At 67.8% G+C, this 24,301-nt stretch carries 24 protein-coding genes; 8 read left to right on the plus strand and 16 right to left on the minus strand.

All coding sequences use genetic code 11. From position 1 onward, the window contains the following. Positions 1 to 12: 12 nt before the first annotated feature. From rlmD to cysM, 3 genes are read right to left on the minus strand one after another with little or no spacing between them, the layout of a single operon-like run. A complete protein-coding gene (gene rlmD, locus F817_RS0100660; protein WP_024325835.1) occupies positions 13 to 1,341 on the minus strand; it encodes a 23S rRNA (uracil(1939)-C(5))-methyltransferase RlmD in 1,329 nt (442 codons plus the stop codon). Further along, the gene (locus tag F817_RS0100665) at positions 1,341 to 2,147 is read right to left on the minus strand and encodes a 3'-5' exonuclease (RefSeq protein WP_024325836.1); all 807 of its coding nucleotides are present in this window, start codon (positions 2,145 to 2,147) and stop codon (positions 1,341 to 1,343) included. The genes rlmD and F817_RS0100665 overlap by 1 nt, the downstream gene beginning before the upstream one ends. Further along, positions 2,144 to 3,055, minus strand: coding sequence for a cysteine synthase CysM (gene cysM, locus F817_RS0100670; RefSeq protein WP_024325837.1), 912 nt, complete (start codon positions 3,053 to 3,055; stop codon positions 2,144 to 2,146). The genes F817_RS0100665 and cysM overlap by 4 nt, the downstream gene beginning before the upstream one ends. Positions 3,056 to 3,201: 146 nt before the next feature. On the opposite strand from cysM, the gene F817_RS0100675 reads away from it, so the two are divergent. Beyond that, complete coding sequence (locus F817_RS0100675; RefSeq protein ID WP_024325838.1) at positions 3,202 to 3,909, plus strand: MarC family protein; 708 nt, start codon at positions 3,202 to 3,204, stop codon at positions 3,907 to 3,909. Positions 3,910 to 3,926: 17 nt separating this feature from the next. On the opposite strand, the gene F817_RS0100680 is transcribed toward F817_RS0100675, so the two are convergent. After that, positions 3,927 to 4,697, minus strand: a complete 771-nt coding sequence (locus F817_RS0100680) for an HAD family hydrolase (protein WP_024325839.1) — start codon at positions 4,695 to 4,697, stop codon at positions 3,927 to 3,929. Positions 4,698 to 4,866: 169 nt separating this feature from the next. Between F817_RS0100680 and dksA the strand changes: the two genes are divergently transcribed. From dksA to thpR, 6 genes are read left to right on the plus strand one after another with little or no spacing between them, the layout of a single operon-like run. Next, positions 4,867 to 5,319, plus strand: a complete 453-nt coding sequence (gene dksA, locus F817_RS0100685) for an RNA polymerase-binding protein DksA (RefSeq protein ID WP_024325840.1) — start codon at positions 4,867 to 4,869, stop codon at positions 5,317 to 5,319. 13 nt (positions 5,320 to 5,332) lie between these two features. Beyond that, on the plus strand, positions 5,333 to 6,283 hold the full coding sequence (gene gluQRS / locus F817_RS0100690; RefSeq protein ID WP_024325841.1) for a tRNA glutamyl-Q(34) synthetase GluQRS: 951 nt from the start codon (positions 5,333 to 5,335) through the stop codon (positions 6,281 to 6,283). A gap of 50 nt (positions 6,284 to 6,333) precedes the next feature. After that, entirely contained in the window at positions 6,334 to 6,549 is a 216-nt protein-coding gene (locus F817_RS13645; RefSeq protein WP_042799033.1) for a hypothetical protein, read from the plus strand. Then, complete coding sequence (locus tag F817_RS0100700) at positions 6,539 to 9,466, plus strand: sensor histidine kinase (protein WP_024325842.1); 2,928 nt, start codon at positions 6,539 to 6,541, stop codon at positions 9,464 to 9,466. Before F817_RS13645 ends, F817_RS0100700 begins: the two co-directional genes overlap by 11 nt. Further along, positions 9,463 to 10,821 (plus strand): sigma-54 dependent transcriptional regulator, encoded by a 1,359-nt coding sequence (locus tag F817_RS0100705; protein WP_024325843.1) that lies wholly within the window; start codon positions 9,463 to 9,465, stop codon positions 10,819 to 10,821. The genes F817_RS0100700 and F817_RS0100705 overlap by 4 nt, the downstream gene beginning before the upstream one ends. A 10-nt stretch (positions 10,822 to 10,831) precedes the next feature. After that, on the plus strand, positions 10,832 to 11,368 hold the full coding sequence (thpR, locus tag F817_RS0100710) for an RNA 2',3'-cyclic phosphodiesterase (protein ID WP_024325844.1): 537 nt from the start codon (positions 10,832 to 10,834) through the stop codon (positions 11,366 to 11,368). Here the strand turns inward: thpR and F817_RS14795 are convergent. The 3 genes from F817_RS14795 to F817_RS0100725 all read right to left on the minus strand — a co-directional run bounded on the left by F817_RS14795 (position 11,365) and on the right by F817_RS0100725 (position 13,309). Next, a complete protein-coding gene (locus F817_RS14795) occupies positions 11,365 to 11,925 on the minus strand; it encodes a hypothetical protein (protein WP_024325845.1) in 561 nt (186 codons plus the stop codon). The genes thpR and F817_RS14795 overlap by 4 nt on opposite strands. A gap of 141 nt (positions 11,926 to 12,066) precedes the next feature. Further along, a complete protein-coding gene (locus tag F817_RS0100720; protein WP_024325846.1) occupies positions 12,067 to 12,357 on the minus strand; it encodes a nitrogen regulatory protein P-II in 291 nt (96 codons plus the stop codon). Between the two features lie 4 nt (positions 12,358 to 12,361). Continuing rightward, the gene (locus F817_RS0100725; RefSeq protein ID WP_024325847.1) at positions 12,362 to 13,309 is read right to left on the minus strand and encodes a sodium-dependent bicarbonate transport family permease; all 948 of its coding nucleotides are present in this window, start codon (positions 13,307 to 13,309) and stop codon (positions 12,362 to 12,364) included. A 199-nt stretch (positions 13,310 to 13,508) separates the two neighbouring features. Here F817_RS0100725 and F817_RS0100730 point away from each other — a divergent pair, with 199 nt between their 5' ends. Next, a complete protein-coding gene (locus F817_RS0100730; RefSeq protein WP_024325848.1) occupies positions 13,509 to 14,087 on the plus strand; it encodes an NAD(P)H-dependent oxidoreductase in 579 nt (192 codons plus the stop codon). Positions 14,088 to 14,174: 87 nt separating this feature from the next. Here the strand turns inward: F817_RS0100730 and F817_RS0100735 are convergent, their stop codons facing one another. The 9 genes from F817_RS0100735 to ribBA all read right to left on the minus strand — a co-directional run bounded on the left by F817_RS0100735 (position 14,175) and on the right by ribBA (position 24,281). Further along, positions 14,175 to 14,696, minus strand: coding sequence for a phosphatidylglycerophosphatase A (locus tag F817_RS0100735; protein ID WP_024325849.1), 522 nt, complete (start codon positions 14,694 to 14,696; stop codon positions 14,175 to 14,177). A 13-nt stretch (positions 14,697 to 14,709) separates the two neighbouring features. Beyond that, positions 14,710 to 15,720, minus strand: coding sequence for a thiamine-phosphate kinase (gene thiL / locus F817_RS0100740; protein WP_024325850.1), 1,011 nt, complete (start codon positions 15,718 to 15,720; stop codon positions 14,710 to 14,712). A gap of 26 nt (positions 15,721 to 15,746) precedes the next feature. Beyond that, the gene (gene nusB, locus F817_RS0100745) at positions 15,747 to 16,274 is read right to left on the minus strand and encodes a transcription antitermination factor NusB (RefSeq protein WP_081644432.1); all 528 of its coding nucleotides are present in this window, start codon (positions 16,272 to 16,274) and stop codon (positions 15,747 to 15,749) included. A gap of 23 nt (positions 16,275 to 16,297) precedes the next feature. After that, a complete protein-coding gene (ribE, locus tag F817_RS0100750; RefSeq protein WP_024325852.1) occupies positions 16,298 to 16,783 on the minus strand; it encodes a 6,7-dimethyl-8-ribityllumazine synthase in 486 nt (161 codons plus the stop codon). A 209-nt stretch (positions 16,784 to 16,992) separates the two neighbouring features. Continuing rightward, positions 16,993 to 17,319, minus strand: coding sequence for a P-II family nitrogen regulator (locus F817_RS0100755; RefSeq protein ID WP_017941277.1), 327 nt, complete (start codon positions 17,317 to 17,319; stop codon positions 16,993 to 16,995). After that, positions 17,316 to 20,453 (minus strand): DUF2309 domain-containing protein, encoded by a 3,138-nt coding sequence (locus F817_RS0100760; RefSeq protein ID WP_024325853.1) that lies wholly within the window; start codon positions 20,451 to 20,453, stop codon positions 17,316 to 17,318. Before F817_RS0100760 ends, F817_RS0100755 begins: the two co-directional genes overlap by 4 nt. Continuing rightward, positions 20,450 to 21,202 carry a hypothetical protein gene (locus F817_RS0100765; protein WP_024325854.1) on the minus strand — a complete coding sequence of 251 codons (753 nt, stop codon included), beginning with the start codon at positions 21,200 to 21,202 and terminating at the stop codon, positions 20,450 to 20,452. The genes F817_RS0100760 and F817_RS0100765 overlap by 4 nt, the downstream gene beginning before the upstream one ends. 1 nt (position 21,203) lies before the next feature. Further along, positions 21,204 to 22,886: an NADH-quinone oxidoreductase subunit L gene (locus tag F817_RS0100770; protein ID WP_024325855.1), complete on the minus strand. Its 1,683-nt coding sequence runs from the start codon at positions 22,884 to 22,886 to the stop codon at positions 21,204 to 21,206. A gap of 288 nt (positions 22,887 to 23,174) precedes the next feature. Next, positions 23,175 to 24,281, minus strand: a complete 1,107-nt coding sequence (ribBA, locus tag F817_RS0100775) for a bifunctional 3,4-dihydroxy-2-butanone-4-phosphate synthase/GTP cyclohydrolase II (protein WP_024325856.1) — start codon at positions 24,279 to 24,281, stop codon at positions 23,175 to 23,177. Positions 24,282 to 24,301 lie beyond the last annotated feature (20 nt).

Genomic DNA, 24,301 nt, shown 5'->3' on the forward strand with positions numbered 1-24,301 from the left:
GTACGGTGCGCGTCAGGCGCGCCGGAACACGGCCATGGATTCCACGTGGGCGGTATGCGGGAACATGTCCATGATCCCCGCCCGCTCCAGGCGATAGCCATGATGATGCACCAGGCGCTCGGCGTCACGGGCGAGCGTGGCCGGGTTGCAGGACACATAGACCAGGCGTTCGATGCGCTGCGGCGCGAGTGCCTCGATCACCGCGGCCGCGCCGGTGCGCGGCGGGTCCAGCAACACGCGGTCGAAGTCCTCGCTTAGCCACGCGGCGTTCTTCAGCGCCTCCACGTCGTCCAGATCGGCGCGCTCGTAGCGGGTGTTGACGATACCCTGGTCACGAGCGTTCGCTCGTGCCCGCGCCAGCATCGCGTCGTCCACCTCGACACCGACCACCTCGCCCTCGGAGACCGTCCTCGCCAGCGGCAACGTAAAGTTGCCCAGCCCGCAGAACAGGTCCAGCACCCGCTGGCCCGGCTGCGGGTCCAGGGCTTCCAGCGCCTGCGGGACCATTTTCCGGTTAATCTGCGCATGCACCTGGATGAAATCGGTCGGCATGAAGGGCACCGACACGCCATAGTCCGGATGGCGGTAGACCAGTGGCTCGATCGGCCCGGCCAGCGGCTCCACCGTGTCCGCCCCGCCCGGCTGCAGATACACCTGGATGCCCTCGGCCTCGGCCCAGTCGGACAGGCGCTGGGTATCCGCCTCCGACAGCGGATCAAGGTTGCGAAAGATCAACGCCACACGTTCGTCGTCATCCACCGCGACCTCGATCTGCGGCAGGCGATCGCGCGCCTCGAGCCCGTCCATCAATTCGCGCAGCGCCTGGATACGCCCACCCACTGCCGGGTGCAGCACCTCGCAGTGGGTCATCTGGGCGAGATACGGGCTGCCGCGCTCGCGAAAGCCGACCAGCACCCCGCCCTTCTTCGGCACGTACTTCGCCCCCAGCCGCGCGGTGCGGCGATAACCCAGGGTGTCGGCGGTCAGCGGCTCGAAGCGCGCCTCCGGCGTCACGTGGCCGATGCGTTCCAGCGCGTCGAACAGGGCCTGTTCCTTGATTTCACGCTGGGTCTCAACCGAGGCGTGCTGCAGCTTGCAGCCCCCGCACAGGCCGAAGAACTCGCAGGGCGGCTCGACCCGGCCCGAGGCCGGCTCCAGCAACTCGACCACCTCGGCCGTATCAAAACGGCGCTTGCGCCCGGTCTGCACCGCCATCACGCGCTCGCCCTTCAGCACGCCGTGGATGAAGCAGGCCTTGCCCTCGCGACGGATCACGCCCTGGCCGTCCAGGGTGACCTCCTCGATCCGGGCCTCGAACGGGGTCTTGTCGATCCGTGCCATCAGATGTCGGTCCCGGCAGGCTGCCAGGCGTCGAGGAACTCACGGTGGTGCGCCGCACCACTGCCCTCCAGATACTCGGCCAGCTGCTGCTGCCGGTTCTGCAGCGCCTGGTCGGTCAGGTTGCCGCGCATGTACTCGAAGCGCAGCCAGACTAGATAGGTATTCAGCACATCGTGCTCGACGTAGTCGTGGATCTCGGCCTGACGCCCGTCGCGCCAGGCCGGCCAGACCTTCGAGCCATCCATGCCCAGCTTGCCGGGGAAGCCGAGCAGGCTGGCCATCATGTCGAGGCTGGTGACCGCGCGGCCCTGGAAGCCCGCCAGCACGTCCATCAGGTCCACATGGCGCCAGTGGAAGCGCGACAGGTAGTTGTTATAGCGAAACTCGCGGTCGTCGTTGCCCTGCTCCCAGTAGCGCGGGGCCTGCACGCCGTTGATCAGCGCTCGGTAGTGCAACACCGGCAGGTCGAAGCCGCCGCCGTTCCAGCTCACGAGCTGCGGCGTGCGCTTGTCGATCACGTCAAAGAACTGCCGCAGCAGTTCGGCCTCGGAGGGCGTCTGGCCGTCCTCGCCCTCGCGGCCGAAGGCGGAGAGCTTCAGCGCATCGCCGCCCTGATAGAGCACGCCGATCGACACGATGCGATGCAGCGGATGCTTGAGGAACTCGGAACCGGTCTGGGCACGGCGCAGCGCGAACATCGCCTCGGCGACCTCGTGATCGCTCAGCCCCTCGAAGTCGTGCAGGCGGCGCGCACCCTCGATGTCCGGGACCGTCTCGAGATCGAAAATCAGGACCGGGGCACTCATGCGGGGAACACGCCGGTGGAGATGTAGCGGTCGCCGCGGTCACAGATGATCGCGACGAAGGTGCCACCCTCGGTCTGCGCCGCCAGCTTCAACGCCGCGGCCACCGAACCACCGGAAGAGACCCCGGCGAAGATGCCTTCTTCACTCGCCAGCCGATGCATGGTCTCCTCTGCCTCCTCCTGGGTCACGTCCACGGTCTGGTCCACCCGCGAGGCCTCGAAGATGGTCGGCAGATAGGCCTCCGGCCAGCGCCGGATGCCGGGGATGGACGCCCCCTCGGCCGGCTGCACGCCGACGATCTGCACCTCCGGATCGCGCTCCTTGAGATAGCGCGACACGCCCATGATGGTGCCGGTAGTCCCCATCGCGGAGACGAAGTGGGTCACCGTGCCCTCGGTATCGCGCCAGATCTCCGGCCCGGTGCCGATGTAATGCGCATCCGGATTGTCCGGGTTGCCGAACTGGTTCAGCACCCGGCCCTTGCCCTCGGCCTCTAGGCGATCCGCCAGGTCACGCGCGCCCTCCATGCTCTCCTCGCGCGAGACCAGCACCAGCTCGGCCCCAAATGCCTTCATCGAGGCGCGGCGCTCGGCCGACATGTTGTCCGGCATCACCAGGATCATGCGATAGCCCTTCATCGCCGCGACCATCGCCAGCGCGATGCCGGTATTGCCACTGGTCGCCTCGATCAGGGTATCGCCGGGCTGGATGTCGCCGCGGCGCTCGGCTGCCTGGATCATGTTCAGCGCGGGCCGGTCCTTGACCGAACCGGCGGGGTTGTTGCCCTCGAGCTTGACCAGCACGGTGGACGGCAGATCCGCCGGCATGCGCTGCAGGCGCACCAGCGGCGTGTTGCCGACGAAGTGCTCGAGCGTCGGGAAGGATTCCGGATGCAGTCGTTTCTTCATGCGCGCAGAGTATAACGACCGGGCCCCGTCCCTGCCCACGCGCCTCTCACTGTCGCAGGCGGCCTCCCGGCACTGTGATCCGTCCATACACCGCCATGGCACCCATGCCGCTGGCAACGAAACACGTTCCGGCCTAAGCTCGGGCCATGCTCGTGCTACTGGAATACCTCGTCGTCGCCTTCCTCGCGGTGTTCGTGATCGTGAACCCGCTGACCACGGCCTTCATCTTCATGGCGATGCTGCCGCGCGCCTCGGAGGAGAAGCGCCGGGCAATCGCCCTGCGCTCGGTGAAGGTGGCCACCTCGCTGCTGTTCGCCTTCGCCCTGCTGGGCGGGGTGATCTTCCAGCTGTTCGGGATCACGCTGGCGGCGTTTCGCATCGCGGGCGGCATCATCCTGTTCGGCATCGCCATCGGCATGATCCGGCAGAAGGGCTCCACCGAAAAGGAAACGGCGGAGGAAGTGAAGGCCGACAAGGGACACGTGACCGAGGATATCTCGGTCATCCCGCTGGCCATCCCGTTCATGAGCGGCCCGGGCGCGATCGCCACGGTGATGATCCTGACCAGCGAGGCGCCGACGGTCTATCACACGGGGCTGGTGTTCCTTGCCGTACTGGCCTGCATGGTCGCCTGCTACTACGCGATGGTCTACTCGCGCTACATCGTGAAATACCTCGGGGACACCGGGAAGGACATCCTGACCAAGGTGTTCGGCCTGATCCTCGCGGTGCTGGCAGTGCAGTTCGTGATCAATGGCGTCAGTGATGCCGCCGTCGGCTTCATGCTGGACACCCAGATGCTCGACGAGACCGAGGTCGAGGACCCGCGCGTTCCTCCGCGCGACCTCGACTGAACCGGCACGTTGCCGGACTACCTCCCGCCCCCGGCGAACCAGGCGCGCAGCGTGGCCACGTCCACCGCCGGGCCCCGCAGCTCGGGCCCGGCCAGCACGGTCGCCGGGTCATCCTGCTCGCCAAACCCGTCGAGCACGGCCAGGGCGCCATCGAAATCCTGGTCGCGGGTGTAGTCGTTGGTGGTCACGACGACCTCCAGGCCCGCGCCGCGCGCCGCGCGCACCCCGTTGTCGGAATCCTCCAGCGCCAGGCAGGCCTCCGCGGGCAGGTTCATCGCCTCCAGGGCATGGGTGAAGATGTCCGGCGCCGGCTTCTTGGCCGGCACCACGTCACCGGCGGAGATCACCTCGAAGCGGTACGGCCCTTCGCTGCCCAGCGTGGCCTCCAGCAGGGCGGTGACGTTCTCCGGGGTCGTGGTGGTTGCGATCGCCAGACGCAGGCCCTCGGCCTCGGCCTCGTCCAGCAGGCGGCGAACCCCCGGGCGCAGCGGGATCGAACCGGTCTCCAGCAACGCCACGTAGTGACGCGTCTTGGCCGCGTGCAGCTCGCGGATGCGCGCGTCGATCCCCGGTTCCTCGAGGATCTCGGGGTGATCCTCGGACAAGTACTGGCGAATGCGCTCCTTGCCGCCGGTCACCCGCAGCAATTCGCCGTAGCGGGCCACACTCCAGTCCCAGTCGAGGCCCGCCTCCGCGAACGCCTGGTTGAACGCGACACGGTGACCGTCGCGTTCGGTGTCCGCCAGCGTGCCGTCCACGTCAAAGATCAGCCCCTGCAATTGCGTCATGCCGTTTTCCCCGTCCTGTCCTGTATCTCGCTGATATCGCCCGCTGCCCTCCCGGATTCCCTGCCCGGGCAAGCGCGCACGGGCGCAAGCTGTCATGGCACGGGACTTGCCCGACCCGTCCGACTCTGGTACTAAGTGCGCCTCATTTTTCCAGCCGGAGAAACCCCGCATGGCTGCAGACGAAAAGACCGACAAGCCCTCCACCCAGCACATGGTCGCCGGGGGCATTGCACCCTACGTGCCAAAGCCGGACGAAGAGTACATGAATCCGGATCAGCTGGACCATTTCCGCAGCCTGCTGCAGGCATGGCGCCAGGAACTGGCCGAGGAAGTCGATCGCACCGTGGGCCACATGCGTCAGGATGCGGCCAATTTTGCCGATCCGGCCGACCGCGCCACGCAGGAAGAGGAGTTCGGGCTGGAACTGCGCGCCCGGGATCGCGAACGCAAGCTGTCAAAGAAGATCGACGAGGCCCTGCGCAAGATCGAGACCCACGACTACGGCTACTGCGAAACCTGCGGCGTGGAGATCGGCATTCGGCGCCTGGAGGCCCGCCCGACGGCCACCATGTGCATCGACTGCAAGCAGCTCGACGAGATCAAGGAAAAGCAGCGCGCCTGATCGCCACCGGGCCGTGACTGCCACGCCCGCACGGACTGCCCCCCCGGCCGACGGCTATGTCGGCCGGTTTGCCCCCACCCCTTCGGGCCCGCTCCATGCGGGCTCCCTGCTGGCCGCCGTCATCTCCTGGCTGGACGCCCGGAGCGCCGATGGCGACTGGCACTTGCGTATCGACGACATCGACGCCCCCCGGGTTCGCCCGGGGGCGGCCGATGCCATTCTCCGCACGCTCGAGGCCTTCAGCCTCGGCTGGGATGGCCCGGTAACCTGGCAAGGCCGGCATGGGCCCGCCTACCAGCGCGCCCTGGACACCCTGATGGAAACCGGGCAGGCCTTTCCCTGCGGCTGTACCCGCAAGGACCTGGCCATGCACGGCCGGATCGGCTGGGAAGGCCCCGTCTATCCGGGCACCTGCCGCCACGGCCTGCCACCCGGCCGCGAAGCCCGGGCCCTGCGCGCCCGCGCCACGACCCGCTACTGGACAGTCGAGGACCGCTTTCTCGGCCCGGTCGCCTTCGACCTGGAAGCCCTTGGGAGCGACTTTGTCATCCGTCGGGCGGACGGCATAGTGGCCTACCAGCTCGCCACGGTAGCGGACGATCTCGACCTCGGCGTGACCCGCGTCGTCCGCGGGGTCGACCTGCTCGGCTCCACGCCGCGCCAGATGCAGCTCTACCAGGCCCTGGGCGCCGCGCCGCCGGCCTATGCCCATCACCCGGTGCTGGTGGCACCCGGTGGCGACAAGCTCGCGAAGGCAACCGGGGCCACCGCCGTCCGCGTGGATGCCGTCCGCCGCGAACTGGCTCGTACCCTCGCGCTGGTGGGCCTGGCGCCCAGCGACTCGCAAACACCCGACGCACCGGCCACCCAGCTGGCCGAGGCCCTGGAACACCTGGAGCGGCTCAGCCTCGCGGATTGCCTGCCGGTACGCTCGGCACTGCCGGGAGACCTGCACGCGGTGTAGACTCGCCGCATGCCCCTCCTTCGCGCGCCAACCCGGACGGCCCCGCAGGCATGCCCGTCTGTCCGCCCGCCAGTGGCGACGGGCACCGGATCATGAACGCCCAGCGCGCCATCCTGGTCGCCCTGCTGGGGGCGCTGCTGTTCCTGAGCCCCCTGGTCATCTGGGTCGCCCACTTGAGCCCGGCCTGGTGGTGGCCGTTCGCGGCCTGGGTCCTGTTCATCGTGACCATCGCGGCGCTGACCCGGAGGGAGCGCCGTGACCCTTAGCCTGGGGCTGCTGTATGCCGTCGGGGTGGCCTACCTCGCCCTGCTGTTCGGGATTGCGTTCCTGGCCGACCGGGTACCCCGTGTGGGGCGGCTGGCGGCCAATGGCTGGGTGTTCAGCCTGTCGCTGGGTGTGTACGCAACGTCCTGGACGTTCTACGGAAATCTCGGTTTCCTCGCCGACCAGGGCTACCTGTACCTGACCATCTACCTGGGCGTGACCCTCGCCTTTGCCGCCACGCCCTGGCTTCTGCGCCCCATCCTGCGCCTGACCCGCGAGCAGCAGCTGACCTCGCTGGCCGACCTGTTCGCCTTTCGCTACCGCAGCCGCTTCACCGGACCAGTGGTGGCGCTGTTCATGCTGGCCGGGGTGCTCCCGTACATCGCCCTGCAGATCAAGGCCGTCGCCGAGTCCGCCGCCGTGCTGACCGCGGAGACCCCGCCGCATCTGCTGGCCCTGACCTTCAGCGCCACCATCGCGCTGTTCGCGATCCTGTTCGGTGCCCGTCACATCGCCCCGCGCGAGAAACACGCCGGCCTGGTCCTGGCCATCGCCTTCGAATCCATCGTCAAGCTGATCGCCATTCTCGGCATCGCCGCCGTGGCCCTGTATGCCGTCTTCGGTGGCTTCAGTGGTCTGAATGACTGGCTGGTCGAGCATCCCGAGGCGGTCGATGCGCTGTATGCCCCGGTGCGCGAGGGCGGCTGGTTCGCGATGATGATCCTGGCATTTGCCGCGGCCTTCCTGCTCCCGCGCCAGTTCCACATGCTGTTTACCGAGAACATCAACCCACAGGCCCTGAACACCGCCGCCTGGGCCTTCCCGGCGTTCCTGCTCCTGCTGAATCTGCCGATGCCGGTGCTCTACTGGGCCGGGGAGGCCGCCGGGCTCGGCATCTCGCCCAACTACTACGCCATCGGCATTGCGGGGCTGCTGGAGTCCCCCAGCCTGGCCCTGCTGGTCTTCATCGGCGGGTTGTCCGCCGCCAGTGCGATGATGATCGTGACCACCCTCGCGCTCGCCCACATGGGCACCAACTACCTGTCGCCGCTGACCCGACTGCACGAGGAGGAGCGCAGCGCCAACCTCTATACCCGCCTGCTGTGGGGCCGGCGCATCTGGATCGTGTTCATCATCGGGCTGGGCTATGCCTTCTACGGCCTGCTGCAGGTGGTGGAGGGCCTGGCGCAGCTGGGGCTGATCTCCTTCGCCGCCGTAGCCCAGCTCCTGCCGGGCCTGATCGGCCTGATGCTGTGGAAGCAGGCGACCCGCGTCGGCTTCCTGGTGGGACTGGCGGCGGGGATCGCCGGCTGGACCTTCACCCTCGTCATGCCCCTGCTGTCGGATGCCGGGATCGCCACCGGCCTTCCCGACCCGCAACGCCTGCTGCGTGCCGAGATGCTGGACCCGTGGACCTTCGCCCTGATGCTGAGCCTGGGCATCAATGCACTGCTATTCGTGCTCGGCTCACTCCTGACCCGCCCCAATCGCGAGGAGGCCGAGGCCGGCCGGGCCTGCTGCCCCAATGAATCCACCGGTGCCGGCAGCGGCCTGCCCCTGGCCGGCGACGTCACCGAGATGGAAACCGCGCTGGCCGCCACCCTGGGTCCGGGCGCCGCGCGCCACGAGGTCCAGCGCGCGCTGGACGACCTTGGCCTGCCACGGCACACACGCTCGCGGGGCGACCTGCGCCACCTGCGCGAGCGGATCGAGCGCAACCTCTCCGGCCTGCTCGGGCCGGTCCTGGCGCGCATGATCGTCGACCAGCACCTGCGCCTGGACGCTGCCGGGCGCCATACCCTTAGTGAGAGCCTTCGGCGTATCGAGGAACAGCTGGAGACCCGCTCCCTCCCGTTGTCCGGTCTGGCGGCCGAGCTGGATGCCCTGCGCCGTTTTCATCGCCAGATCCTGCACGAACTCCCGCTGGGGGTGGCCAGCCTCACCAATACCGGCGAGATCACCGGGTGGAACCAGGCCCTGGCGCAGCTCACGCAGGTCCCCACGGAACAAGCCGTGGGCCAGAGCATCCATCAGCTCAACAGTCCCTGGAGCGGCCTTCTGACCGCCTTCCTGGAGAGCCCGGACCGCCAGTGGTACAAGCTGAACGTGGATCTGCCCACCGGCAACCGCCGCCTGAACCTGCACCGTTCGGAGCTGCAGGATGCCCACGGTGAAGTGGAAGGCCGCGTGGTCCTGATCGAGGACGTAACCGAACGCGCCCAGCTGGAATCCGAGATCGCCCACGGCGATCGCCTCGCCTCCATCGGCCGCTTCGCCGCCGGAGTCGCCCACGAGATCGGCAATCCGCTGACCGGGATCGCCTCGCTGGCCCAGACCCTGCCCCTGGAGAACGATCCGGACGAGATCCGCGGCATCGCCGACGACATCCTGGCCCAGACCCGGCGCATCAACGCCATCGTCCAGTCGCTGATCACCTTTGCCCATGCCGACGAGGGCCCCTCGGCCGGGCATTTCGAGACCATCGCCCTGGACGAGCTCGTGGCCGAGGCCATCCGCCTGACGCGCCTGGCCGGGCGCAAGGACCTGCAATTCGCCACAACGGGCCTGGAGGGGCTGCATGTCCGCGGATCGCATGCCACGCTCCTGCAGGTCTTCATCAACCTGCTGACCAACGCCGAGCAGGCCTCGCCCGAGGCCTCCACGGTCAGCATTGCGGCCCGGCTCCACGGTCGTCACATCCAGGTCACCATCGACGACGCCGGCCCCGGGATCGACGAATCCAGCCTGGAGCGCCTGTTCGAGCCGTTCTTCACCACCAAGCCGGCCGGCCAGGGCACCGGTCTCGGCCTGCCGGTGGCCTACAGCATCGTGCGCGACCACGGTGGTACCCTGATGGCCGCCAACCGCCCCGAGGGCGGCGCCCGATTCCTGCTGACACTGCCACGCCAAGACTCATGACCCGCATCCTGCTCGTTGACGACGAAGCCCCGATCCGCCGCGCCGTGCGGCGGTTCCTGGAGCATCACGGCTTCGAGGTCGGCGTGGCCGAAAACCTGGCCGAGGCGCGGGCCCTCGCAGCCGCCGATCCCTACGATCTGCAACTGGTGGATCTGCGTCTGCCGGATGGCGAAGGGATCGAGCTGCTGCCGGAATTCGCCCACACGCCCACGGTCATCATGACCAGCTATGCGTCGGTACCCTCCGCGGTCAACGCGATGAAGGAAGGCGCCGCCGACTACATCGCCAAGCCTTTCGACCACGACGCCCTGCTGCTGACCCTGCGCGCCGCCCTGCGCGAGCGCGACCGCCCCAACACCGACGAACCCGACGACGAGGGAGCCGATCCCGCTCCGCGCCCCGGACTGGGCCTCATCGGCGAGAGCCAGGCCATGCAGCAATTGCGTGATCAGATCCGGCGCGTGGCCATGACCCATTCCACCGTACTGTTGCGCGGCGAGTCCGGCACTGGCAAGGAGCTGGCCGCGCGCGCCCTGCACGAGTTGAGCCCGCGCGCCTGCGGCCCGTTTGTCGCGGTCAACTGCGCCACCATCCCCGAGGGTCTGGTCGAGGCCGAACTGTTCGGCCACGCCCAGGGGGCCTACACCGGCGCGGTCAAGGCGCGCACCGGCCTGATCCAGAGCGCGCACGGCGGTACGCTGTTCCTGGACGAGATCGGCGAGCTCGCGCCGGCGGCCCAGGCCCGCCTGTTGCGCGTCCTGCAGGACGGCGAGATCCGCCCGGTCGGGGCCAACGAGAACCTGAAGGTCGACGTGCGCCTGCTCGCGGCCACCCATCGCGACCTCGAGGCCATGATCGAGGAACAGGCCTTCCGCGCCGACCTGTACTACCGCCTGCGGGTGCTGGAGCTGGCCATTCCGCCCTTGCGCGATCGGCGCGAGGACATCCTGCCGCTGGCGCAGCACTTCCTTGAAGAGCTTGCCGGATCGGGTCCGATGCCCCGCCTGACCCAGGCCGCGCGGGACACACTGGAATCCCAGGACTGGCCGGGGAACGTGCGCGAACTGGCCAACGCCCTGGAACGCGGCTGGGTGCTCAGCCCCAACGGCCACATCGGGCCGGAACACATGGGCCTGGAAACCCGGGATGCCGACAATGCCGACGACATCCCCAACCCGGCCTTTCCCACCCGGCGCAAGGGCGCGGGCGCGAGCCTGAACGAATATTTCCGCCAGTTCGTGCAGGAGAACCAGGACCGCATGACCGAGACGGAACTCGCCCGGGCACTGGGGATCAGCCGCAAGACGCTGTGGGAACGCCGGCAGCGCGAGAACCTGCCCCGCCCGCGCACCTGAAATCAGCGCCGTGGTGGAACAGCCCGAAGCCCGGCGTGTGTTCCTGGCCCTGTGGCCCGACGAGGGCACGCGCGAGGCCTTGCATCGACTGGGGCGCTCGCTGGGCGGTGACGGACGACCGGTCCCGCGCGATCACCTGCACCTGACGCTGGCCTTCGCCGGGACGGTCCCGGCCAGACAGGCCGACTGCCTGGCCAGTCGCATCCCGGAACTCGCCTGCGCCCCGCTCGAGCTGGCCCTGGATCGCCTGGGCCACTTCGCGAGGCCACGCATCACCTGGATCGGGCCCGGCGAACCGCCGGCGGACCTGCTGGCCCTCGCCGATCGCGCGCATGCCCTGTGCCGCGAATGCGGGATCGACACCGGCCCGCCACGCCCGTTCCGGCCCCATGTATCCCTGCGGCGCCACGCGGCACCCCCCGCCCGCGAACGCATCGAACAACCGCTGCGCTGGCGGGCCGACACGATTGTGCTGATCGAATCGGGCCGCAACGGGCATCCCGGACCCTACCGGATTCTCGCCCGCACTCCGGTAACCGCGGGTTAATCGAGCGGCGGCAGGTTATCCGTCGCCGAAGGGTCCGCCGGCTCGGCGGGATCTGCGGGCTCGGCCGGCCGTGTTCCGGTGTCCGGTTGCGTCGGGGTCCCGTCGCCCAGCGGCGGGGCATCCTCGCCCCGAGGCTGACGCTGCTGCCCCAGTGGCGGGGCATCCTGGGGCTGACCCTGTCCTTGCGGCTGGCCCTGGCCTCCCGGTGGCTGGCCCTGCCCCTGGGGCGCGGTGGGCGCGCCGCCCTGACCCGGCGCCGGCTGGCCGCCGCGCTCCATCTGGCCGGGGGGGTGCTGCCCCTGCGGCTGGCCGGGGGCCTCCTGGGGCTGCCCCGGGGGCATGCCCTGCCCACGCTCCTGGCCCTGGCCGCGTGGCATACCGCCCTGCCCCGGCACGTCCTGCCCGCCCGCCGGCGGGGCACCCCGCTCGGCGGGCGGCGTGCCCTGCCCCATGCCACCATGATGGTCGTCATGTTGCGGGGCCTGCGCATGGGCTGCGCCAACGGCGAAGAGGGCACCGAGGGCGATGGTCAATGCCGTACTGCGAAATCTCGTCATGGAAAAACTCCTTGCGGGCGTTAAGCCATTCGTTCAGGGCCCGTAATAGCAGCCACCCACCGCAGCCCCCAAGGACCACACTCGAGTTCCCCGGCGTTTCGTGAAGCACTTCACTTCATGAGAGACGCCTGCGCGGCCGGATCAGTTCTTCAGCGCGACCGGAATGGTGAACATCAGCAGTCCATAGTCGGTCTCGTACTGTTCCTTGAACCGGGCCGCGATACGGTCGCACAGATCGGCCGAGGCCACGACCTCCAGCTTGATGTTGCCCCCGGCCCGCCAGTTGCCCCGGCGCTTGCCGTGCCGTCCCCAGCCACGTGCATCGGTGACGGTGTAGCCGGCCGCCCCCATGGCGCGCACCTCGTCGATCAGCATCTCTTCGAGGATCGCCTCGGCCACCACCGTCAGCAGGTGCATGTCATCGGATTGCATCGAGCTAGCCTCCCAGCGAATAGAGGGTCTGGGCCATCCAGAAATACAGCGGCACGCCCACGAAGATATTGAACGGGAATGTCACCCCCAGCGAGGCGCCGATCGACAGCGCGGGATTGGCCTTGGGGACCGCGATACGCATGGCGGCCGGTGCCGCGATATACGACGCACTGGCGTACAGCGTGGCGAGCAACAGCGTCCCGCCGATCGACATCCCCAGCGCATAGCCCAGCAGCGTCCCCAGCACCGCCGATACGATCGGCATCAGAATCGCGAAGACGACCAGGAACAGCCCGTACTGGCGCACGTCCGCGATACGGCTGGAGGCCACCAGCCCCATCTCCAGAAGGAACAGCGCCAGTACCCCCTTGAACAGGTCAAAGAACATCGGCTCCAGCGGCTCGATGTGCACCGGGCCGGCGATGAAGCCAATCACCAGGCCGCCGGCCAGCAGGAAGATGCTCTTGCCGAAGAAGACCTCGTGCAGGGTCTGGCCCCAGCGGGCAGGACCCTTGCTGCCCATGCGCGCCAGCAGGATCCCGATAATCAGCGCCGGCATCTCCAGCAGCACGAGGAACACCACCATGTGGCCCTCGTAATCGAGATCGCGGGACGCCAGGAAGGCCACCGCCACGGAGAAGGTCACCACCGAGACCGAGCCGTAATGCGCGGCGATGGAGGCGGAGTCGGCCCGCGGCATGCGGCCCAGCCAGCGAAGGACGGGAAACGCGATCAGCGGGATCAGCGAACCCACGGCAAGCACCGCGAGGCCGGGCAGCAGGAGTGGAAGCAGCTCGCTTTCCGCCAGCTTCACCCCGCCCATCAGGCCAATCGCCAGCAACAGGTAGATCGACAGCGCCTCGTAGATCGCCATCGGGATCTTCAGATCCGACTTGGCGAGCCCGGCAATCGCGCCCAGCAGGAAGAACAGTACGACCGGATCGAATGCCATTGCGCCTCCGTCCACGTTGCAGGCACGACATTTCCTGCGGTTTGCCTTGGTATCGTAGGCGAGACCGGGGCCGGAGGAAACCGCCGAACCACCCCGCCCGCGCCCGGCAGGCCCGGATCACGGCCACCTCGCCGGACCGTCATCTGCGCGATCCACTGAGCTACGCTCGGGAGAAGGGGCTCTTCAAGAGGACAACCGCATGACCCGAATCCTGATCCTGCAGGGCCACCCGGACCCGGCCGGGGGTCATCTCGACCACGCCCTGGCCGACGCCTACCGCGAGGGGGCCGAACAAGGCGGCCTCGCGGTGGACACCTACACCATCGCCCACCGCGACTTCCCGCTGCTCAAGAGCCAGGCCGAATTCCTCGACGAGACGATTCCGCCCGCCATCCTGGAGGCCCAGGAGCTGATCGAGACCGCCCACCACATCGTCCTGGTCTACCCGCTCTGGCTGGGCGACATGCCGGCCGTGGTGAAGGGATTCCTCGAGCAGACTCTGCGGCCATCCTTTGTCGCCGATGGCGACATGAACCGCCTGCGCCACACGCGGCTCAAGGGCCGGTCGGTTCGCATCGTCGTGACCATGGGCATGCCGGCCCTCGCCTACCGCTGGTGGTTCGGCGCCCACAGCCTGAAGAGCCTCGAGCGCAACGTCCTGCGCTTCTGCGGTTTCGGCCCCGTCCGCCACACCCTGATCGGTCTAAATGGCGGTGACGCCGCCGCCCGCGAGCGCTGGCTGAATCGCCTGCGCGAACTCGGCCGCCAGGGGCAGTAATCCCCCGCGTCAGGCCGGTAGATCCGGCGGCGGCGGGGTGGCCGGCTCGGGGCAATCGGACGGGGCCGGCATCGTGCAGTGCTCCCCCTACGCCTCGACCACCAGCTGCTGGAACAGTCCGCCCAGGATCACCAGGGCAAAGCCCGCGTACAGGCCGGCGACCACGTCGTCCATCATGATGCCGTGGCCGTCCTGCCACTTGTGGTCGAAGTAGTTCGCGGGCCAGGGCTTGAGGATGTCGAACACCCGGAACAGCAGGAAGCCGACAACCACCCACATGAGTCCCGCCGGCGCGAAGGCCAGCGTGATCAGCATGCCCGCCCATTCATCCCAGACGATGCCGGGATGATCGTGCACCCCCAGCTTGCGCGCGCTCTCGCCGCAGATGTGGAACCCGGCCATCACCACGATCACGGTGATCGCGATATAGGCCCATTCGGGGAAATTCATGATCGCGAAGTACAGCACCAGCGCGCCCAGCGAACCGGTGGTCCCCGGGGCCCAGCGCGACAGACCACTGCCGAAACCGAACGCCAGCAGGTGGATCGGATCGCCGAAAACGGTCTTCGCCGACGGCATCTGCGGTTTGCGGATCTTCTGCTCCGACATGGCTCCCCTGTCCCTAGTGTTTTTCGGTGTCCGCGAAATGATCGTGGCCCGCCCGCGCCACGTCCAGTCGCTGCCCGTCCGTGTCCTCGACGACCACCTCGTCGCCGGTGGTGCATTCCCCGATCACCGTCAGCGGTACATCGACGCTGAACGCCAGCAGATCGAGTGACTCTCCCGCCGGGAGGGCGAACAGCAGTTCGTAATCCTCGCCACCGCCGAGCGCGTGGTCGCGCGCCTGCGCATCGGGCACCTCTGCCAGCAACGGATCGCGGGGGATCGCCGGCCAGTCGATCCGCGCCCCACAACCCGAGGCCGCACACAGATGCCCCAGGTCCGCCAGCAGGCCGTCGGAGATGTCGATCGCCGCGCGGGCCCGGTTGCGCAGGCCGCGCCCCAGTGCCAACCGTGCCCGGGGCCAGAACAGCCGCTCGCAGGCCGGATCACCGGCATCGGCGGGCGGCATGTCACCTGCGACGCCCCGCGCCCGCCGGGCGGTCTCGTGGGTCAGCCCGAAGGCCGCCCCACCCAGCGCACCGGAGACCACAAGACGATCCCCGGGCCGGGCGCCGTCACGCCGCAGGGCCTGGCCCGCGGGCACGGCCCCCAGCACGGTCACGCTGATCGCCAGCGGGCCGCGGTTGGTATCCCCGCCGACCAGCGGAATCCCGGCCTCCCCGGCCAGGGCCAGGAAGCCCTCGCTGAAGCCCGCGAGCCAGCCATGATCCACCCGTGGCAGGGTCAGCGACAGCACGGCGCCCAGCGGGTCGGCGCCCATCGCCGCCAGGTCGCTGAGGTTGGAAGCCAGGGCCTTGTGGCCGACGCTCGCCGGGGGGTGATCGGGAAAGAAGTGGGTGCCCTCGACCAGGGTATCGACGGTGACGACCAGTTCGTGGCCGCCCGGAATGCCCAGCAGGGCGGCGTCGTCGCCGATACCAAGCCGGACGCCTTCGGCAGACGCTGCGGCCGCCGCAGGCGCGCCGAAATAGCGCCGGATCAGCTCGAACTCGGAATCGGGGCCGGTCATGGCCGTGGTGCTGATCCCGCCCGAGGTCAGCGCGGCGCGGAGCGCTCGGGACCGCGCAAGTCGGCGGAGAGCCGGTCCAGCACGCCGTTGATGTAGCGATGCGACTGCTCGGCGCCGTAGCGCTTGGCGAGATCGACGGCCTCGTTGATCACCACGCGGTAAGGCACCTCGAAGCGCTCGGCCAGCTCCCACTGCCCCAGCCACAGCAGGGCATGCTCCACCGGATCGAGCTGATCCAGCGGGCGACCCAGATACGGCTCCATACGGGCATCCAGCGCCTCGCGGTCGCGGGTCACGCCGATCAGGAGTTCGCGGAAGTACTCGGCATCGGCCTTGGCGTGTTCCTCGTCGTCGCGGAACTCGGCCAGGATGTCCTTGGGGTGAGCCCCGGTCATCTGCCAGGAATACAGCGCCTGCATGGCCCGACGCCGCGCGAACGAGCGCGCATGCCGCGCCCGCTGCTCGGGCGTGCTGCGCGGACGCTTGCCGCGCGAAGCGCCCGCGCCCTTGGCTGCCGGACGATCGGATTGGGAGGGATTGCCGGGTTCGGTCACGTCGGATTCGCGCTCGTGTTCGCTCAGGAACCGCCGCGCAGCTTGCGCATCAGGCTGACCATCTCGATCGCGCCCATCGCGGCATCCGCGCCCTTGTTGCCGGCCTTGGTCCCGGCGCGTTCGATCGCCTGCTCGATGGAGTCGGTCGTCAGCACGCCAAAGCTGATCGGCAGGTCCTCGGCCATCTGCACCTGCGCCAGGCCCTTGGCCGCCTCGCCGGCGACGTAGTCGAAATGCGGTGTGGAGCCGCGAATCACGCAGCCCAGGGCAATCACGCCATCGTACTGCCCGGAGCGCGCCATGGCCTGCGCCGCCAGCGGCAATTCGTAGGCACCCGGCACGCGGGCGATGGTCAGGTTCTTTTCCTGCGCCCCGTGGCGCTTCAGGGTATCCACCGCGCCTTCCAGCAGGCGCTCGACGATCAGGCTGTTGAAGCGCGCCAGCAGCAGGCCATAACGGTGATCGGCAACGTCGATGAAGTCGCCTTCCAGGGTCTTGATCTCGGACATGGTGTAATTCCGGTTGGGACAAGGCCGGGCCGCACGCCCGGGATGGTGGATACAGGAAGCCCAGAACGAATCGCGCGTTCGCGGGGATCCCTCCATGTTTCAACGCGCGACATCGGCTCGGGCGTGATCGTGCGATGGGTTCAGAACCGCCCTAGTGTAGCGCACCCGGAGCAGGCATCGTAGGACCCGGGCGAGACAAGCCGGCGCGATCACCCCTTGAACTTCACCAGCCGGCTGACCTGGATATCCGAGATAAACACGACGCCGCTGTGCTTGTTGAAGAACGGGGTAAAGCCCTCGAGGATCGGCTCCACCAATTCCTCGGGCACGGCGGCGATGATCATGATCAGTACCTCGTCCTCGTTGAACATCAGGTGCCCCTCGTGGAACCCCTGGCTCCCCTTTCCGGAGAGGTTGCCGATGATCGTGTAGCCCTTGACGCCGGCCCGGTCGAGCAGATCGGTGGCAAAGGCCTGGTGCTCACCCTCGAGGATGATCTCGAGCTTTTTCAGTGGATTGAGATTCAGGTCATTCATGAAGGGGCCCCCTCCGCAGCAGATTCGTCAGTTGCATCGCGCCCGGCATCCGGCAGGGCTTCCTCGCGCCACTCGCCCTCCACGAACCGGTATAACCGATCCGTCGCGGGATCCAGGATCATGACCAGAATCCAGCCATTGACGACCAGGCTCCTGACCTTGGCGACACCCTCGATCGCCGCACGGGCATGTTCGAAAGGGGCCTCGACCAGGGTCAGCAGGCGCACCGGGTCATGGTAGGGCCAACCATCCTGCAACACCGTTTGCGAGGGGAGTCCGGTACGCAGGTCACTGAGGTTCCCGGTGATGACGCCCAGGCGGCAGGCCACGTTGTGGTACACCTTGCTGCCGCTGCCGTAGCGTTCGTTGTCGACCGCCGAAAAGTAGTGCTCCATGTTGATCCACTGGGCGACCACCAGCGGGCCGGTCAGGATGCTCTCGAGCAGGCGTCCCCGGGGGTCGAGCCGGTAGTCGTAGGAATGCAGGAAGGCTCGGCCCTCGAGGTCCGAGGCCTCGGTCAGGTGGCGACGCCCGATAATGAAACCGGCGTTGCGCGCCAGTCCCCATTCGGGGCGCACCTGCGCCCAGTCCACGGTGTTGCGCTCGGCGATGCGCGCGGCCCGGATCGGGTCGGGTTCGGGTGCGCCTTCTGGCAGCAGCGTCGGCACACGCTCGGCCGCACACCGGCGCTTCGCCGCATGCAGCCCGTTGCGCAGACGTTCCAGGTAGACGAGGTGGCTGGCCGGCAGCAGGTCCAGGTCGTGTAGCTGGATCTGGTCGGAGGTGGTGTTGTGAAACGCCGGCAGGAACCAGGCATCGTCCGGGATGTGGATGCCCTGCTGTCGTATGCGGCGGCGCACCGCCGGCTTGTTGGCCATGTGCGCGAGGACCCGGGCGCTGACAAGCCCGTGGCTGCCGCCGCACGCACCGCAGTCGAGTGCCGACTCGTAGGGATTGTTGTGCGAATGGCTGCCGTGGCCCGTGAGGATGACGAAGCGCGAGAACCCTTCGGTCAGGCCGATCGAGCGCAGCGCCTGGGCCACGAAGTAGGTCTGTTCCTCGAGCGAGAAGCCAATCCGGCCCAGGCGCTCGAGCTGCATCTGGGCGTAGGAACGGTTGATACGATAGTCGCCCTGCAGCGTCCTGATGAACCTGGATTCCGCGCTCTCGCTCAGGGCGAAGTCACGCGCGAACTGGGTCTGCCCCGCGTGGTTCTCCATCGCCGCCTCACGCAGTTCGCGAATCATCGCATCGGTGATCGACTCTCGTTCGATACCGAATTCCTTGTGAATCGCCTCGACGATAATCACCCGCTGGAGGGCACGAACGACCGAGTCCGCCTGCTCGCGGGTGAGCTTGTCGACCAGCAGCCGCGTCGAGGGCTTGTCGGTCTCGATCTTGTGGCGCCAGCGATTGTAGGCGCGCGGGGCGATGGTCTTGCCGACCAGGTCGAACCCGAACAACAGACCGATCGCCTCCACCGTGAAGTAGGGCGAGAGCACCGAGTGCTTGAGGTCGTGCAGTAGATGCTCGGCCGACGAGTACAGATCGGTATCCAGCTTTTCGGCGCCCGTGCTCACCTCGAGCACGAGGTTTTTCGGCGTGACCACCACGGGGCATAGATGGTCCTCGCTCCCCTTGCCGAGCGCGATGAAACTGACCGGCACGCCGAAGAAGCCGGCAATGCCGTAGGTCTGATAATCGCCGATGGTCTCGAGCTGGCGGCGGATCCGTTCGGAGCGTACATCGATACAGAACAGCAGTTGCGCGAACGGCCGCTTGGCACGCGGCGCGGGCGGCTCCCAACGCAGCCTGGCGAGCAGTGAATGGCGATACCCCGCCTCCATGGCCTCCAGCCAGATCATGCCCTCGCGCTTCTCGAACGCGGCCAGTTCGTCGAGCACCCGGCCCAGATGATCCCGGTCAAGCTGGCGGAAGGCCTCCGGCATGCCGGCGAGTTCCGCCAGATCGTCGAGTGCCCGGGCCTGACGCTCGCTCTCGACGCGGCGCCGGGCCGGCACATACCGGCCGAGCAGCGTGGCGACCTCGGCCGGGCGGCCGCGGGCGACGACATCCTCGACGCGCTCGGCCAGCGGCGGGAGCACCACACCGGTAAACAACTCGTGGCGCAGGTAGCACTCGGCCGGGCGCTCGGTGATCAGGGTATCGAGCTCGGTTCGGTTGCCGGGCATCCGCCAGCGCGACGCGTGCTCGCGGACGAGCGCCAGCGCCAGAACCAGGCGAATGGCCAGAAAGTCCACCAGATCGGCGGGATACTCCCGGGCCCAGTAGTAGTGGCTGGTCGTCGCACGCCAGCGGATGAAGCCGGCCCAGCCATGCAGGTGGGTCAGTTCGCGCGCAATCAGGTCCGGCCAGGCCTCCTCGGGGATGCCCAGTTCGTCGAGGATGAAGGCGATGACCCCCTCGGGCGAATCGGCCTGCCCCACGATCCTGTGCACGTGCAGCCCGCGCAGGAACAACCGCAGATTGCGCCGTGCCAGGCGGCTCCAGGCGGTAAACAGCCCCTTCTCCCGGCCCGGCATCTGCCAGGCAGACTGGCCCTCGTCGAAGAAATCCAGGCAGGTCTTGATCAGGAGCTCGTCGAGCGTCTCGCCGGTCCGGGTACCGAACAGCGCGTCCAGCACCTCGTAAAACGGTCGTTCGGGCGGAAAGGCTCCGCGCAGCTGGTCGGCGAGTGCCTCGACATTCACGCCATGCGGCGCCTGCGGTGCCTCGCCCGCCAGTGTTGCCGCGACGTCATCGAGACTCGCGAATGCGCGTTGACAGGTTACCGGATCACGGCGGCGGGTCAGCAGGGCATGGATCAGCGCGTTGCCGTCGATCGATTGCAGGGCCGGATACTCGCCAACGGTCGCGTGAATGCTGGCCTCCAGCGAATCGCGATCGACCCGCCCAAGGGCGAGCCACTGCTGATAGTCGGCACGCTTCAGGAAGCCGCGCCCGTGGAACAGCGCCTCGCCCTGCGCGACCGCTTCGGGGAACGGCAGATCCTCCAGCCCGTGCAGCGGGTTGTGGTGGATGAAGGTACGCATGGGCCAGAGGTTCGGGATCGGCTCGGCGGCCATGTGCACCATCGACCGGATCTTCAGTCGGCGTCCAAGGGAAAGGTTCACAGGGCACCTCCGGTCCAGGCCAGGCCGCCGGCCACGATCACCCCGATCAGCAGGGAAAGCCCCCAGGCCGCAAGGACGGTCAGATCAGCCGCGATCGGGCCGCTGCGCGGACCGAACACCGTACCCTCCAGTAGTCGCACGCCCGCCCAGCTCCATAGCAGCCAGGTCAGCAGGATGCCGATCGCCATCCAGAGTGTCGCCCCGCCCAGCACAGCCAGAAGGGCGAAGAAGCCCGGGAACAGCGGCAGGGCCATGGCCGCAAGCGTGGTCACCACAATCACCCCGGACAGCCGCGGAAGATCCCGGGCAAGTCCACCGTGCAGGCCGGTGTAGGCGGCCTCGAGGCGAGTCGTAAGCGCCGCACACACCAGCAGCATCAGCACCGGAGCGACCGTCAGGGCCAGGGTGAAGGCAACGAGATTCGCCACACCCGGCGTCTGCAGGGCATACAGCCAGGCCAGCGGCCAGGCGGAACTGGCCAGCATGGCGCTCCAGCGGCCCACTTCCCGCACGGTCAGCATCCGGAAGGCGTACAGGAGCGCGCTGAGCAGCGCCCAGGCCGCAATCAGCCCCGGCGCCACCGCAAGATCGCTCCACAGGATCAGCAGCACCCCGATCTGGGGCCAGAGGACGAACAGGGCCAGCCGCACCCCAAGGTGGTCATTGGCGGCTGCCAGCCTGTTGAACACGACACTGGCCGGAAACAGGGGAAGAAAGAATGCCGCGAGGACCAGCAGGAGAATGGACATGTCAGCTCCACCTCAACCAGACATTCAGGCGCTTCGAGAGATCCAGCAGCCGGGCCGTCACGCGCTCGCAAACGTCGGCGACATACAGTTCGCGCGAGAACAGCGAGTACAGGATCAGCCAGGTGCTGCCGTTGCCCTCGTCGGCGGGCGGGCGACGCACCCGGGTGAAGTAGGCGCCCATCCAGCCAAGCACCATGATGATGGCCAGCAGGACCACCAGCATGTTGAAGGTGAGCTCATGGATGCTGGCGGCCGAGTAGAGCGCGGCGCGGAACGCCGCATCGGGGTACAAAAAGGCTTCGAAGGTATGCCCGACAACCACGTAGCCCACCACGACCACCGTGAACGACAAGATGATCAGCGCCATCATGCGCAGCGGGTTTTCGGTGTCCAGACGATAGGCCGAGAACAGGACCTGGACACCGGCCACCCAGCCGAAGAACAACAGGACAATGGCGCCCTGCTGCTGGAAGAAGTCCTGCGCGGCCCAGGCGTGGACCATCACCAGAATGGCCAGCGGCACAATCAGCGTAACCGCCGCAATCATCAGCCACGGCAGGCGGGTTGGAGCGGACTTGCGCTCGACCAGGAAGTCGTAGAGCGGCTCGTTGGGAACGCCGTCGTGCCGGCGCGCGGCATTGATGACATTCCCCGCGTTGAGAAACAGCGTCCCCTTGAACACCCCGTGGGCGATGAGATGAAAGATCGCCAGGGCAAAGGCCCCGGCGCCGGCCTCCATCACCATGAAGCCCATCTGCCCCATGGTGGAGTAGCCCAGCGCCTTCTTGATGTCGTTCTGGGTGAGCATCAGCACCGATCCGATCAGCGCCGTCAACAGCCCCACCACGAACAACAGATGCAGGATCTCGCTGCTGTGGACAAAGACCGGGGCAAACCGATTGATGATGATGCCGCCGGCATTCACGATGCCCGCATGCATCAGGGCCGAAACCGGTGTCGGGCCCTCCATGGTGTAAGGCAGCCAGACATGCAGCGGGAACTGGGCCGACTTGGCGAAGGCGGCCAGGGCCACCAGAAAGGCCACGCTGCCGGTAACCGGGAGATCCATGAACGTGCGGGCGTCCGGCATCGCGGCGATGCGCTCGAACAGGGTGGGGAAATCCAGCACGCCATAGGTCTGAAACAGGATCACCGCCGCCAGGACCAGCGGCAGATCCCCCAGCCGGTAGGCAATGAATGTCCAGAATGCGTACCGCTGCGTGCGAGGAGGCTCGGTGTTGTGCCCGAGCAGGAAGTAGAGCATCACCCCGATCAGGTGCCAGGCCACCAGCAATGTAATCAGGTCACCGGCCACGACCATGAGCAGGATCGACCCGGTCATCAGGTCGAGCAGCATGAAGAAGCGCCCGTACCCGGGCTCCTCGACCATGTAGCGGACCGAGTAGATGTGCACGACCAGGCTGATGCCCGAGACCACCAGCGCCATGATCGCGCTCAGCGGATCGATCTGAAGGCTGACCCAGCCGCCCGCCAGGGCCGCCCACTGGGGCCCGGTGTCCGCCGCGATGTAGTGAAACAGCTGGTAGGCCGCGAGGATCACGACGACCAGGTTGAGCGCCACGCTGAGGCGTGCGACCTGCTGACCCGGCCGACCCGAAAGGAGGTGCACCAGCAGCGCTGCGACAAAGGGCAGCAGGGGTATCAGCCACTGGAGCTCGATCATCGATTCACCATTGTCGGCTCACCTCCCGCTCATCGAGCTTAGCAGGAAGATTCCTACATAGTGGATGACCTTTTCGACCGGGAACACGCCGCGTCAAACCCCCGGCAGGATTCCCCCTCCGGTCGTGGCCGTCCGCCGGTCACGCCGGCGGCCGCAGCGCCTTGCGGACTTCGTGGGGATTTGCCGCCCGGACGGCGGGCGGACACTGCGCCGCGGGGGCCGCAGCAACCAGCCCTCATCCGCGTCGTCCCGCCAGTCGCAGTGCCCGGCACCCGCGACCGGGAGCGACTACTCGTGAACGTAGTCGACCACCTCGAGGCCGAAGCCCCCGAGGCCGTGGAAGCGCTTGGGCGCGGACATCAGCTGCATGCGACCCACGCCGCAGTCGGCCAGGATCTGCGCGCCAATGCCGTACATGCGCCATTCGGCCGAGTTCTCGCGACCGCTGCTCTCCTCCGGCGCGGGCTGTCCGATATGCTCCAGACGCTGGGCCAGGGCCTCCGCGCTCTCGTGCTTGCGCAGAACCACCACGACGCCCTCGCCCGCCTCGTCGATCCGGCGCAAGGCATCATCCAACGGCCAGCCACGATCCGGGCCGGCATAGCCGAGCGTGTCGTACAGGGTGCTCTCCAGATGCACCCGCACCAGGGTGTCCTTGTCCGGTTTCGGCTCGCCACGCACCAGGGCGAAATGCAGTTCGTGGTCCACCTCGTCCTCGAAGGCCAGCAGACGAAACTCGCCATGCTCGGTCGGGAAGGGACGCTCGGACACCCGCCGGACCGTCTTCTCGTTCTCGATGCGGTAGCGGATGAGGTCCTCGATCGTTCCCATTTTCAGGTCGTGCTCGGCGCAGAACCGTTCGAGATCGGATCGCCGCGCCATGCTGCCATCCTCGTTCAGGATCTCGACGATCACCGCAGCCGGCTCGGCCCCGGCCAGGCGCGCGAGATCACAGCCGGCCTCGGTATGCCCGGCGCGCACGATCACCCCGCCCGGCTGCGCCATCAGCGGGAACACGTGGCCCGGCTGGACGATGTCCTCGGGCTTCGCATTGGGCGCCACGGCGGTGCGAATGGTGTGCGCGCGATCGTAGGCGGAGATGCCGGTGGTCACGCCCTCGGCCGCCTCGATCGACAGCGTGAAGTTGGTGCCGTGCACATCGTTGGTATCGGTCACCATCAATGGCAGCGCCAGCTGCTTGCAGCGTTCGCGGGTCAGCGTCAGGCAGATCAGTCCGCGGCCGTACTTGGCCATGAAGTTGATGTCCTCGGGCCGCGCGTGCGAGGCCAGCATCAGCAGATCGCCCTCGTTCTCGCGGTCTTCGTCATCGACGATGACCACCATGCGTCCGGCCTGAAGCTCTTCCAGGATGGTTTCGGTATCGGAAAATTCCATAGATTCCTGCTTTCGGCCGC

Origin of the sequence: Thioalkalivibrio sp. AKL19 (assembly GCF_000420165.1) — a bacterium.
In the GTDB taxonomy this organism is placed as follows: domain Bacteria; phylum Pseudomonadota; class Gammaproteobacteria; order Ectothiorhodospirales; family Ectothiorhodospiraceae; genus Thioalkalivibrio.

Bases quoted from the DNA above. Each gene is read 5' to 3' on its own strand.
- rlmD (WP_024325835.1), bottom strand. From the start codon at position 1,341: ATGGCACGGATCGACAAGACCCCGTTCGAGGCCCGGATCGAGGAGGTC.
- F817_RS0100665 (WP_024325836.1), bottom strand. From the start codon at position 2,147: ATGAGTGCCCCGGTCCTGATTTTCGATCTCGAGACGGTCCCGGACATC.
- cysM (WP_024325837.1), bottom strand. From the start codon at position 3,055: ATGAAGAAACGACTGCATCCGGAATCCTTCCCGACGCTCGAGCACTTC.
- F817_RS0100675 (WP_024325838.1), top strand. From the start codon at position 3,202: ATGCTCGTGCTACTGGAATACCTCGTCGTCGCCTTCCTCGCGGTGTTC.
- F817_RS0100680 (WP_024325839.1), bottom strand. From the start codon at position 4,697: ATGACGCAATTGCAGGGGCTGATCTTTGACGTGGACGGCACGCTGGCG.
- dksA (WP_024325840.1), top strand. From the start codon at position 4,867: ATGGCTGCAGACGAAAAGACCGACAAGCCCTCCACCCAGCACATGGTC.
- F817_RS13645 (WP_042799033.1), top strand. From the start codon at position 6,334: ATGCCCGTCTGTCCGCCCGCCAGTGGCGACGGGCACCGGATCATGAAC.
- F817_RS0100705 (WP_024325843.1), top strand. From the start codon at position 9,463: ATGACCCGCATCCTGCTCGTTGACGACGAAGCCCCGATCCGCCGCGCC.
- F817_RS14795 (WP_024325845.1), bottom strand. From the start codon at position 11,925: ATGACGAGATTTCGCAGTACGGCATTGACCATCGCCCTCGGTGCCCTC.
- F817_RS0100720 (WP_024325846.1), bottom strand. From the start codon at position 12,357: ATGCAATCCGATGACATGCACCTGCTGACGGTGGTGGCCGAGGCGATC.
- F817_RS0100725 (WP_024325847.1), bottom strand. From the start codon at position 13,309: ATGGCATTCGATCCGGTCGTACTGTTCTTCCTGCTGGGCGCGATTGCC.
- F817_RS0100730 (WP_024325848.1), top strand. From the start codon at position 13,509: ATGACCCGAATCCTGATCCTGCAGGGCCACCCGGACCCGGCCGGGGGT.
- F817_RS0100735 (WP_024325849.1), bottom strand. From the start codon at position 14,696: ATGTCGGAGCAGAAGATCCGCAAACCGCAGATGCCGTCGGCGAAGACC.
- thiL (WP_024325850.1), bottom strand. From the start codon at position 15,720: ATGACCGGCCCCGATTCCGAGTTCGAGCTGATCCGGCGCTATTTCGGC.
- ribE (WP_024325852.1), bottom strand. From the start codon at position 16,783: ATGTCCGAGATCAAGACCCTGGAAGGCGACTTCATCGACGTTGCCGAT.
- F817_RS0100755 (WP_017941277.1), bottom strand. From the start codon at position 17,319: ATGAATGACCTGAATCTCAATCCACTGAAAAAGCTCGAGATCATCCTC.
- F817_RS0100765 (WP_024325854.1), bottom strand. From the start codon at position 21,202: ATGTCCATTCTCCTGCTGGTCCTCGCGGCATTCTTTCTTCCCCTGTTT.
- F817_RS0100770 (WP_024325855.1), bottom strand. From the start codon at position 22,886: ATGATCGAGCTCCAGTGGCTGATACCCCTGCTGCCCTTTGTCGCAGCG.
- ribBA (WP_024325856.1), bottom strand. From the start codon at position 24,281: ATGGAATTTTCCGATACCGAAACCATCCTGGAAGAGCTTCAGGCCGGA.